The organism is Acidovorax sp. BL-A-41-H1 (genome assembly GCF_051942715.1).
The window spans coordinates 1,640,011-1,651,482 of the sequence record NZ_JBPVJQ010000006.1; the positions used below are offsets into that span (position 1 = coordinate 1,640,011).

10 protein-coding genes are annotated in these 11,472 nt (G+C 68.1%); all 10 read left to right on the forward strand.

The window, feature by feature from the left end:
* Positions 1 to 221 precede the first annotated feature (221 nt).
* A complete protein-coding gene (locus ACTPOI_RS20795; RefSeq protein ID WP_440112717.1) occupies positions 222 to 569 on the forward strand; it encodes a lysozyme inhibitor LprI family protein in 348 nt (115 codons plus the stop codon).
* A 38-nt stretch (positions 570 to 607) separates the two neighbouring features.
* Positions 608 to 1,774, forward strand: coding sequence for an acyl-CoA dehydrogenase family protein (locus tag ACTPOI_RS20800; RefSeq protein ID WP_440112299.1), 1,167 nt, complete (start codon positions 608 to 610; stop codon positions 1,772 to 1,774).
* A gap of 86 nt (positions 1,775 to 1,860) precedes the next feature.
* Positions 1,861 to 2,328, forward strand: a complete 468-nt coding sequence (locus ACTPOI_RS20805) for a TfoX/Sxy family protein (RefSeq protein WP_440112302.1) — start codon at positions 1,861 to 1,863, stop codon at positions 2,326 to 2,328.
* A gap of 55 nt (positions 2,329 to 2,383) precedes the next feature.
* Positions 2,384 to 3,325 (forward strand): 3-hydroxyisobutyrate dehydrogenase, encoded by a 942-nt coding sequence (gene mmsB, locus ACTPOI_RS20810; RefSeq protein WP_440112719.1) that lies wholly within the window; start codon positions 2,384 to 2,386, stop codon positions 3,323 to 3,325.
* Between the two features lie 151 nt (positions 3,326 to 3,476).
* Positions 3,477 to 3,893 (forward strand): hypothetical protein, encoded by a 417-nt coding sequence (locus tag ACTPOI_RS20815; protein WP_440112305.1) that lies wholly within the window; start codon positions 3,477 to 3,479, stop codon positions 3,891 to 3,893.
* Positions 3,894 to 4,112: 219 nt separating this feature from the next.
* Positions 4,113 to 6,302: a TonB-dependent siderophore receptor gene (locus ACTPOI_RS20820; protein WP_440112308.1), complete on the forward strand. Its 2,190-nt coding sequence runs from the start codon at positions 4,113 to 4,115 to the stop codon at positions 6,300 to 6,302.
* Positions 6,303 to 6,582: 280 nt separating this feature from the next.
* Positions 6,583 to 8,190, forward strand: a complete 1,608-nt coding sequence (locus tag ACTPOI_RS20825; RefSeq protein WP_440112310.1) for an ABC transporter substrate-binding protein — start codon at positions 6,583 to 6,585, stop codon at positions 8,188 to 8,190.
* Complete coding sequence (locus ACTPOI_RS20830) at positions 8,187 to 9,155, forward strand: ABC transporter permease (protein WP_440112312.1); 969 nt, start codon at positions 8,187 to 8,189, stop codon at positions 9,153 to 9,155. Before ACTPOI_RS20825 ends, ACTPOI_RS20830 begins: the two co-directional genes overlap by 4 nt.
* Positions 9,152 to 10,030 (forward strand): ABC transporter permease, encoded by an 879-nt coding sequence (locus ACTPOI_RS20835; RefSeq protein WP_440112314.1) that lies wholly within the window; start codon positions 9,152 to 9,154, stop codon positions 10,028 to 10,030. Before ACTPOI_RS20830 ends, ACTPOI_RS20835 begins: the two co-directional genes overlap by 4 nt.
* On the forward strand, positions 10,027 to 11,466 hold the full coding sequence (locus ACTPOI_RS20840) for an ABC transporter ATP-binding protein (protein WP_440112316.1): 1,440 nt from the start codon (positions 10,027 to 10,029) through the stop codon (positions 11,464 to 11,466). Before ACTPOI_RS20835 ends, ACTPOI_RS20840 begins: the two co-directional genes overlap by 4 nt.
* Positions 11,467 to 11,472: the final 6 nt, after the last annotated feature.

Below are 11,472 nucleotides of genomic sequence, written 5' to 3' on the forward strand. Positions count from 1 at the left end.
GGTGTGGCCGGAGCAGGCGGGGTTGGCTGGCAGGTTGCTGCTTCTCCCCTGCCCGTTGAGCCTGAGCCTGTCGAAGGCCGCCACTACCAGCCGCTGTGCGGCCGAAGGCCAGCCAGGCATCCCATCGGCAGTGTTACAACAAGGCCATGCCCATCCCCAACACACGCAACAGAACACTCGCCCGCAGCTCGGCGGTGGTGCTTCTGGGCGCAGGTCTGCTCATGAGCCTGGGCGCCCACGCGCAAGCGGGTGCTGGCTGCAAACCCCAGGGCACGGTGGCCGAGGTGAATGCCTGTGCCGTGCAAGAGTTCCAGGCCGCCGACACCACCAGCCAGATCCTGTACGAAGACGTGATGCGCGCCCTGTCGGCCCACGAACGCCCGCAACTGCGCCAGGAGCACTCCGCCTGGCTGCGCGAGCGCACGGCCCAGTGCAAGCGCGAGACGCAGGCAGCCGAAACCCAGCCCGACGGGCCCCGCCTGTACCACCAGTGCCTGACGCGCAAGACGCAGGAGCGCCGCCGCGGGCTGATGCGCTGGCTGAGCACCGACAGCCCGGCCCGCCCCTGATACGCGCCACCCATTGACCCGATCACAGAGACACCACCATGGACTTTGAACTGACCGAAGAACAGCGCGCCTTTGCCCAGTCTGCCCGCGACTTCGCCCAGGCCGAGCTGGCGCCGCACGCCGCCCATTGGGATGAAGAAGCCATCTTCCCGCGCGAGGCGATTGCCAAGGCCGGCGAGCTGGGTTTTTGCGGCCTGTACGCGCCCGAGGCTGCAGGCGGCCTCGCCCTGCCCCGGCTCGATGCCACACTGGTGTTCGAAGAAATGGCCGCGGCCGACCCCAGCACCACGGCCTTCATCACCATTCACAACATGGCGACCTGGATGCTGGGCACCTGGGCCACGCCCGCGGTGCGCGACCACTGGGGCCCGATGCTGTGCAGCGGCGAAAAGCTGGCCAGCTACTGCCTGACAGAACCCGGCGCGGGGTCGGACGCCGCATCGCTCAAGACCCGCGCCGAGCTGGTGGGGCATGAATATGTCATCAACGGCAGCAAGGCCTTCATCAGCGGCGCGGGCAGCACCGATGTGCTGATCCTGATGGCGCGCACGGGCGACGCTGCCTCGGGCGCGGCCGGTATCAGCGCCTTTGTGGTGCCGGCGGATGCGCCGGGCATCACCTACGGCAAGAAGGAAAAGAAGATGGGCTGGAATAGCCAGCCCACGCGCACCATCAGCTTTGACAACGTGCGCATCCCCGCCGACCACCTGCTGGGCCGCGAGGGCGAAGGCTTCAAGATCGCCATGAAAGGCCTGGACGGCGGGCGCATCAACATCGCCACCTGCTCGGTGGGCGCGGCGCAGGGAGCACTGGCGCAGGCGCAGCAGTACATCCAGGACCGCAAGCAGTTCGGCAAACCCATCGCCAGCTTCCAGGCCCTGCAGTTCAAGCTGGCCGACATGGCCACCGAGCTGGTGGCCGCCCGCCAGATGGTGCGCCTGGCTGCAGCCAAGCTCGACGCGGGTGCGCGCGACGCATCCACCTACTGCGCCATGGCCAAGCGTTTTGCCACCGACGCCGGGTTTACCGTGTGCAACGAGGCGCTGCAGATGCACGGCGGCTACGGCTACATCCGCGAATACCCGCTGGAGCGCCTGCTGCGCGACGCGCGCGTGCATCAGATCCTGGAAGGCACGAACGAAATCATGCGGGTCATCATTGCCCGGCGCATGCTCGAAGGCGACGCGCCGGAGTCGATTCGCTGACCTCAGGCGTTGCACCCCATTGCTCATGTATTGATAGCTATAGCAGCATATAAATCAAGCGCTACCGGCAAATTTGACGCCCAATCATGCCCGCCCGCCCCCTCAGCGACGAAACCCTGCACCTGATCGACGCCGTGCGCGCCGCCCTGGCGCACCGGGCCGATGTGGACGAGCGCACGATGTTTGGCTGCTGGTGCTTTTTTGTGGACGGCAAGCTGTGCATCGGCATCAAGCGTGACGAGCTGCTGGTGCGCCTGCCGCCGGGGCGCCACGCCGAGTTTCAGGAGATGCAAAACACCCGCGAGCTTTCACCCGGCGGCGGCATGCAGGGCTACTTCTGGGTGGAGCCCAACGGCTACGCCACGCGTGAGCAATGGACCTTCTGGCTGAGCGAAGCGCTGGCCTACAACCCGTTGGCCAAGGCATCGCCGCGGCGCAAAAGATCCACCAGCCCGCAAGGCAGTACGGCCCGGGCTGCGACCACGAAGCCAGCGCCCCGCGCGGCCGGCGCTCCGCCACGGCAACGCCACAGCATCTTTGAGGACGATTTCTGACCGTTTTCAAGCCTTTTTGGCCTGCAGCCCAATATTTGAATGCCCCGTTAGCTACATAGTTGATAGCAACCCCCGTTCCTCATCCCACTTCCATTCCAACAGGAGACACCCTATGAAAATCGCATTCATCGGCCTTGGCAACATGGGCGGCCCCATGGCCCACAACCTGCACAAGGCAGGCCACGAAGTCCGCGCTTTTGATCTTTCGCAGCCCGCCCGCGACAAGCTGGCCGCCGACGGCGTACCCATCGCCACCGACGCCAAGGCGGCCGTGGCCGGGGCCGAAGTCGTCATCAGCATGCTGCCCGCCAGCCAGCATGTGGAATCGCTTTTCCTGGGTGCGGGCGACCTGCTGACGCAATTGCCCGCCGGCACGCTGGTGATCGACTGCTCCACCATTGCCGCCGCCACCTCGCGCAAGGTGGCCGACGCTGCCAAGGCAAAGGGCGTAGCTTTCATCGACGCACCCGTGTCGGGTGGCACCGGCGGCGCCATTGCCGGTACGCTGACTTTCATGGTGGGCGGTGATACGGCCGACCTGGAACGCGCCCGCCCCGTGCTCGAAAAAATGGGCGCCAACATCTTCCACGCCGGCAGCGTGGGCGCAGGCCAGACGGCCAAGATCTGCAACAACATGCTGCTGGGCATCCTGATGGCGGGCACCAGCGAAGCCATCGCCCTGGGCGTGGCCAACGGCCTGGATCCAAAGGTCCTTTCGGAAATCATGCGCCGCAGCTCCGGCGGCAACTGGGCGCTGGAAAAGTACAACCCCATGCCCGGCGTGATGGAAACAGCACCCGCCAGCAAAGGCTACGCGGGCGGCTTTGGCACCGACCTGATGCTCAAGGACCTGGGCCTGGCGCAAGAGAACGCTGCCGCCATCAAGGCATCGACCCCGCTGGGAGGCCTGGCGCGCAACCTGTATGCAGCGCACAGCCTGGCGGGCCATGGTGCGCTGGATTTCTCCAGCATCATCAAGATGGTGCACAAGGGCTGATTGCTTCCAGCCACTTCGGGGTGGGCGCCATACGTAGCCCCTTCGCTGCCACTCGCCGCACGCGCCAGCTTCAGCTGGCGTTTTTTTTGGCGTTTCAGCCTTGGGGCAGCGTTGTGGCTCCAGCGCCACCACTGCGAAGCCGCAGTTGATTATGATTCGCATCTCGTTCATGCTGCGCCGCACCATCACCCTTCCGTTTGTGCTCCTGCTGGCGGCGTTGTTCAACGCCCTGGCAGGCACCGCTGTGCACGAGGCACGGCATATCCATGAGGCAGTGGAAGTGGCCCGGCATGCTGCAGCAGCTACGGTCGTTGCCGCGGATGCGACCTCCGCTACGCGTACCAGCTCGGGTGCCGAGGAGTCGGAAGAAGAACAGGCCGAACACGCAACCTGCGCTTGGTGCCTGACCCACGCGCTAGATGCCGGATTGCAGCGCGCCGCGGCTGGAAAGGTTCCGCCTCCCGGTCCGCAGCCTGTACTTCGACCTCACCGCGCAGACACTCTCACGGCCCAGCAAATGCGCTGGCCGTTTGCCGCGCGCGCGCCCCCGCGGCACGAGCGCGCCTGACGCCTTCCTCAGGACACGGCCCGGCCAGGATGGCAGCGCTTTTAGCGCCGCCATTGCGTTGACCGGGCCATGCCCACCTGCGCCTTCCGGCGCATCTCCTCACCGTTTTTTAGCCCGCACGGCCTCCCTGAGGCCTTTTGCGGCACACGGCTGTGCGCGCTCGCAAGTGCTGGCGTGCCGCCGTCTGCCACCCGCGCTTGCTTCTTTGATTGGTATGCCATGTTTTTTTCGTGCTCGACTTTCTGTTCTCCGCGTTCTTCCCGCACCGCTTCGCGCGCGCCGCGCCGCACCCTGACGGCATTGGCGGCCACCGCCCTGTTCGCGCCGTTCTGCGCAACGGCTGCAGACCGTGACACGGTTTCTGCACCCACGCTTTCCGCCGTGGACGTGGTGGGCCGCAGTGCCTCCGGCACCTACTACGCCGACGAGGCAGAGGGGGCCAAGACCAGCCTGCCGCTGCGCGAACTGCCGCAGTCCGTGCGCGTGATGTCGCGCCAGACACTGGACGACCTGGGCGCCACGCGGCTCGATGACGTGCTGGACTATGTGGGCGGCGTCTCGCGCCAGAACAACTTTGGCGGCCTGTGGGACAACATTGCCATCCGCGGCCTGCCCGGAAACGAGAGCACGGGCATGGCGACGCTGCTCAACGGGTTTTCGTCCAACCGGGGCTTTAACGCGACACGTGACCTGGCAGGCGTGGATCGCATCGAGTTTTTGAAAGGCCCCGCCGCTGCGCTGTATGGCAGCAGCGAGCCCGGCGGCACGCTCAACATCGTGAGCAAGAAACCGCTGTGGAAGGCCGCCCATTCGGTGGAGGCCTACGCGGGCAGCCACGGCCTGGGGCGCGCGGCGCTGGACACCACAGGTCCTATCTCAGGCAACCTGGCCTACCGTCTGAACGTGGCGGTGGAGGACAAGGGCAGCTTTCGCGACCAGGTGAGCGCCCAGCGCCATGTGGTGGCGCCTGCATTCACATGGAAGCTCTCGCCCGACACGGTGCTGGAGTACACATCCGAATACCTGCGCCACGCCACGCCGCTGGACCGGGGTGTGGTGGCAGTCAACAACCGGCTTGGGGCCGTGCCCGCCAGCCGTTTCCTGGGCGAGCCAGCTGACGGCGATGTGACGGTGACCAACCAGACGCACCAGCTGGTGCTGTCGCACGAATGGAATGCCGACTGGCGCAGCCGCACTGGCCTGTCGTACCGCGAGACGGGGCTGAAGGGCTTTTCGACCGAGGCCAGCGCGCTGCAGGCCGATGGCCGCACCCTGCGGCGCCAGCGCCGTTACCGGGACTTCCAGTCGGACGACATAGCACTTCAGGCCGAGCTGCAGGGCACGGTGCGGGCGGGCGGGCTGGAGCAGGAAGTGCTGGTGGGCGTGGAGAGCTACCGCTTCAACATGGATTCGCTGATGCTGCGGGCCAACCCCAGCGCCAGCGCGCCCTACTCCATCGACATCTTCAACCCTGTGTACGGCCAGGCGCAGCCCACGCCGGGGCGCAACACCGACACGCTGGAGAAGCAGCGCAATACCGCGCTGTATGTGCAAGACACCGTGAAACTGGGCGAACAGTGGCGCGTGATGGCCGGGCTGCGGGCCGACAACTATGAGCAGAGCCTGCAGAACCGCCTGAATGGCACCACCACCCGGCAAAGCCCCTCAGCGGTGTCGCCCCGCCTGGGCGTGAGCTGGTTGCCCGCGCAGGGCTTCACGGTGTATGCCAACGCGGGTAAGTCCTTCCGCCCCAACACGGGCAGCGATGCCGCAGGCAACGCATTCAGCCCCGAGAAGGCTCGCGCCCTGGAACTGGGCGCCAAGTGGGAAAGCGCAGACCAGCGCCTGGGCGCCACGGCGGCGCTGTTCGACATCACCAAGCGCAACGTGCTGACCAGCGACCCGCTGAACGCGGGCTTCTCGGCCGCCGCGGGCGAGGTGCGCAGCCGGGGGCTGGAGCTGGACGTGGCGGGCCGCCTGAGCGCGAACTGGCGCCTGAACGCCAGTCTGGTGTTCAACGACGTGGAAATTACTCGCGACAACGCGCTGGAGGTGGGCGGGCGCCTGCTGAACGTGCCCAAGGTGAACGGCAGCGTGCTGGCCGTGTACGAAAACGCCCTGGCCAACGACCAGCGCTGGGGTCTGGGCGGCGGCGTGACCTACATGGGCAAGCGCCTGGGCCAGGCCCGCACGCAGGCCGAGGCCAACGCGGGCACGGCCGCGTTTGACCTGCCCAGCTACACCACCGCCAAGCTGCTGGCCTATTGGCGCCTGAGCCCCACGGTGAACCTGACGCTGGACGTGGACAACCTGTTCAACAAGGTGCACTACACCAGCTCGTACAGCCGCGTGTGGGTGACGCCAGGGGCGACGCGCACCGTCACCGCCGGCCTTCAGGCCAAGTTCTGACGCTGGGCCCGGTCTCATAGCACGACGGCCATGCCATTTGCCCGCCCGCTCCGGCACATCCGTGCAGGCGGAGCCCGTCGAAGCCGGGGCCCCAGATGTGCTGGCCTCTCGACGGGCACGGAGCAAACGGGCGGGGGATGTGCCGTCGCCCCCAAAGCTGCCTGCTTCCCCCCATCGTTCGGGTTGAGCTTGTCGAAGTCAGGGCACAAGCTGCGCAGGCCGCGGCAACGTGCCCTGGCCAGCCGCGCAACCTGCCTACACCGCCACACAGGAGATTGATTTGACACACGGCTTCAAGCCCGCCCCGCCGCTGCAGGGCCGCACACGCCGCGCTGCGCTGCAAACGGCCAGCGCCTGCATCACCGCAGGCGCGGCCCCCTGGGTGCTGGCCCAGGGCAGTGCAACCTCGGCGCCCGCCACCCTGCAAATCGTGGGCCCGTGGGAGTTCACGAGCCTCTCCCCCGCCAGCAGCGGCTACATGCTGCTGAACCTGCAGGTGTGCGAAACCCTGCTCGGCGCCAGCGACAACGGCCGCCCGCAGCCCGCGCTGGCCGAGCGCTGGCAGGTGTCTGCCGATGGGCTCAGCTGGCAGTTTGTGCTGCGGCCCCGGGCCCGTTTTCACAACGGCGAACGGGTTACCGCCCAGGCCGTGGTGCAAAGCCTGCAGCGCGCGCAAAAGGCACCCGCCTTGCTCAGCAACGCGCCGATCGCCTCCATCACCGCCGAAGACGCGGCAGAGGGCGGCGGCACGGTGCGCATACGCCTGAGCCGCCCGCACAACGCCCTGGCCGCGCAGCTGGCGCACTACAGCACGCTGGTGCTGGCGCCCGAAAGCCACGGCGCGGACGGCAAGGTTCTGCGCATCATCGGCAGCGGCCCGTACCGCATCACCAGGCTGGTGCCACCGCAGCAGGTGGAGACCGAGGCGTTTGAAGCCTACGACGGCCCCATCCCCAGGCTGCGCAGCGTGGCCTACCTGGCAGCCAGCCGTGCCGAAACCCGGGCGCTGATGGTGGAAGGCGGACAGGCCCACCTGGCCTATGGACTGGACCCCGCCAGCCTGCGGCGGCTCAAGCGCCACGCCAGGGTGGGCATTGCGTCGGTGACGCTGCCGCGCACTGTCATCGTCAAGCTCAATGCCACGCTGCCCAGCCTGCGGGACGTGCGCGTGCGCCAGGCCCTGAGCCTGAGCATCGACCGCGCGGGCATTGCCCAGGCTCTGATGGGCGACGAAACCCTGGCCGCCACGCAGCTGCTGCCCCCCACACTGGCAGACTGGCACCACCCCGCCCTGCCCCCGCTGGGCTACGACCCCGAAGCCGCCCAGCGCCTGCTGCGCGAGGCAGGCTGGCAGCGCCACCACGACGGCTTGCGCGGACCCGATGGGCTACCGCTGACCCTGGCGATACGCACCTTTCTGGACCGGCCCGAGCTGCCGCTGGTGGCTACCGCCCTGCAGGAGCAATGGCGCCTGGCGGGCATTGCCGTGAAGGTGCGCATTGGCAATTCGGGCGACATCCCCATGGGCCACCGCGACGGCACGCTGCAACTGGCGCTGGCCGCGCGCAACTACACCAATGTGCCCGACCCCGCCGGCACATTGGCGGGCGACTTTTCAGCGCAGGGCGGCGACTGGGGCGCCATGGGCTGGCACAGCGATGCCGTGGTGCAAGCCCTGGCCGAGCTGATGCGCAGCGCGCCCGAGGCCCGCCGCGCGCAGGCGCTGCGCGCCACGGTCACGCAGGTGCTGCAAAGCGAACTGCCCGTCATTCCTGTTGCCTGGTACCGCCAGCACGTGGCCGTGAACCGGCGTCTCCAGGGGGTGTCGCTCGACCCGCTGGAGCGCTCATACCGGTTGAGCGACATGGACTGGAGCAACGACACATGAATCTTTCCTTTCGCAACCCCTGGCTGCACATGCTGGGGCGGCGTGGCCTGCAGGTGGTGGCGCTGGCGCTCATCATCGGTACGCTGTGCTTTTTCATGGTGCGCGCACTGCCGGGCGACCTGGCCATGCGCGTGGCTGCCAGCCGCTACGGGCTCGATCTCGTCAGTGGCGCAGCCGCCGACGCCGTGCGCGCCGAACTGGGCCTGAACCAGAGCGCCTGGCAGGGCCTGCTGGGCTGGTGGCGCGACATGGCCACGCTGAACCTGGGGCAGTCGCTGATCACCCAGCGCCCCGTGTGGGAAGAGGTCGCCCACCATCTGGGCGCCACGCTGCGCCTGTCTGCTGCTGCGCTGGCGGTGGCGCTGGCCGTGGGCATTCCGCTGGGCCTGTGGGCAGGCTTGCGCCCGGGCGGCTGGGCAGACCGTGCCAGCTGGGCGCTGGCAGTGGTGCTGCGTGGCACGCCACCGTTTTTGCTGTCGGTGCTGCTGATGCTGCTGGTGGCCGTGCACTGGGGCTTTTTGCCCGTGGCGGGCGACGATGACAGCGCCAGCCTGGTGCTGCCCGCGATGGCACTGGCGCTGGGCCTGGGAGCCGGGCTGGCCCGCGTCACACGCAGCGCGATGCAAGACGTGGCCCGGTCGCCGGCCTTTGAGTTCGCCCGCACCAAAGGGCTGAGCGACATGCAGGCGCTGATGCGCCATGGCCTGCGTGCCGCTGCCGTGCCGGTGGTGGCCTACCTGGGAGTGCAAACGCTGTTTCTGGTGGAAGGCGCGCTGGTGGTGGAAACACTGTTTGCCTGGCCCGGTATCGGGCACGCGCTGGTGCACGCCATCTTTGGGCGCGACATCCCCGTGGTGCAAGGCGCGGCGCTGGCCATGGCGCTGTTGTTTGTGGTGTTCAACCTGCTGCTCGATGCGGCCTGCATGGCGCTGGACCCGCGCCAGCAAAGAGGAGTGTCCGCATGACCGCGCAGAACACGATGACAACAACCCCGGCGGCGGCGGCTGCAGCCACGGCGCCCATGCCGATGCCGCCCAGGGGCGCGGCACAGCCCGCTGCCTCGCCGCAGCAACGCACGGGCCTGGTGCTGATCGGCCTGCTGGCGCTGTGGGCGGTGCTCGTCCCTTGGCTGGTGGACGCCAGCCCCATCGAGCAAAACCTGCGCAACCAGCTGGCCGCGCCCGGTGCTGCGCAGTGGCTGGGCACCGATGTGCTGGGCCGCTCGTGGCTGGCACGGCTGGCGCATGCCACGCAACTCTCCTTGGGCATGGCGGTGCTGGCGGCCCTGAGCGCTGCTGTGCCCGGCACCCTCTTGGGCGTGCTGGCGGCGTGGCGCGGCGGGCATGTGGAGCGCACGCTGGTCATGCTGGCCGATGCGGTGCTGGCCATCCCCGGGCTGCTGCTGGTATTGCTGATTGCAGCGCTGGCGCCCGGCCAGCTGTGGGCGCTGTACGTGAGCATGGCAACTGCGCTGTGGGTGGAATATTTCCGCGTGTGCCGGGCCATGGCAAGGCCCGTGCTGGCGGGGGATGCCGTGCAGGCATCGCGCCTGCTGGGCTTTGGCCGTGTGTATGTGCTGCGCCGCCACCTGTGGCCCGCGCTGGCACCCACGCTGGGTACCCTGCTGGCCTTCACCACGGCGCAAGCTGTGCTGGCGCTGGCGGCCCTGGGCTTTGTGGGTGTGGGGGCGCAGGCCCCCACCGCCGAGCTGGGCCTGATGATCACCGAGGCTATGCCCTACTACGAGGAAGCACCCTGGCTCATTGCCGCCCCCACCATCGTGCTGCTGTGGCTGGTGGCGGCCCTGATGCTGGTCCAACCCGAACGGGAGGCCGCATGAAAACTGCAACCCACCCCGCCACCGCCCTGCTGGTGGTGGACGACCTGACCATCCATGCCGGCGACCGCGTCCTGCTGCAGGGCATCTCGTTTCGGCTGCATGCAGGCGAGGCGCTGAGCCTGGTGGGCGAAAGCGGCGCGGGCAAGTCGCTGCTGGCCCACGCCATCATGGGCAATCTGCCGCCTGCGCTGCGGGCGTCCGGCGCCATCACGATGGACGGCATGACCACACGCGCCGAAGATGCCGCGAGCCGCCGCGCCCTGTGGGGCCGCAAGCTGGCCCTGCTGCCACAAGAGCCATCGGTGGCCCTGAACCCGCTGCAGCGTGTGGCCCCCCAGCTGGCCGAGGTCTACAGCCTGCTGCACGCGCAACCGTCAGCCGGGGCAGCAGAGCGGGCACAGCAAGAGCTGGCCCGCGCCGGGCTGGGCCAGGCCACGGCGCACTATCCCTGGCAGCTGTCGGGCGGCATGGCCCAGCGGGCGGTGGCTGCCATCACGCTGGCGGGCGGCGCCCCCGTGCTGATGGTGGACGAGCCCACCAAAGGCCTGGACCACCACTGGCGAGACCGCACGGTGGCGCTGTTCCGTGGCGTGCTGCAGGCAGGGGGCTGCCTGCTAGCAATCACCCACGACATGGGCGTGGCCCAGGCGCTGGGCGGGCAGGTGATCGTGCTCCAACACGGGCAGGCGGTAGAGCAAGGCCGCATCGACGAGGTGGCGGCGCAGCCCGGGCACCCCTTCACCCGCAATCTGATGGACGCCGACCCGGCCCGCTGGCTACCGTTTGCCGCACCGCAGGTGGGCGACAGCGTGGTGCAGGCGCAGGGCATATCGAAAGCGTATGGCGCGCAGCAGCTGTTTACACCCATGGACCTGCAGATCCGCCGCGGCGAGCGTGTGGCCGTGCAGGGCCCCAGCGGCACGGGCAAGAGCACATTGGGCAATGTGCTGCTGGGCCTGCTGAGGCCCGATACGGGCCGCGTGGTGCGCAGCGCCGGGTTGCACCCGCATGCCTTTCAAAAGCTGTACCAGGACCCGGTGGCTTCTTTTGCCCCGCATATCAAACTGGGCGATGGACTAAGGGACGCCGCCAGACTGCACCGCTGCGACTGGAGGCACATCCAGCAACGGCTGGCGCAACTGAAGGTGCATGAGGATCTGCTGTCACGAAAACCCCATCAGGTATCGGGCGGCGAGTTGCAGCGCATCGCGCTGGCACGCGTGCTCATGACACAGCCGGCCCTGTTGTTCGCGGATGAGCCGACATCACGACTGGACCCGGTCACCCAGCAGGAAACCATGCGCGTGCTGGTGGAAGCCGTTGAACAGAACGGCGCGGCGCTCATGCTCGTCACACACGACCAGCACCTTGCAGCCGCTGTAGGCACAAGGACTTTGACACTGGCCGACATGGCGGCGAGTGCCGGGCTGGGGTGAACAGGC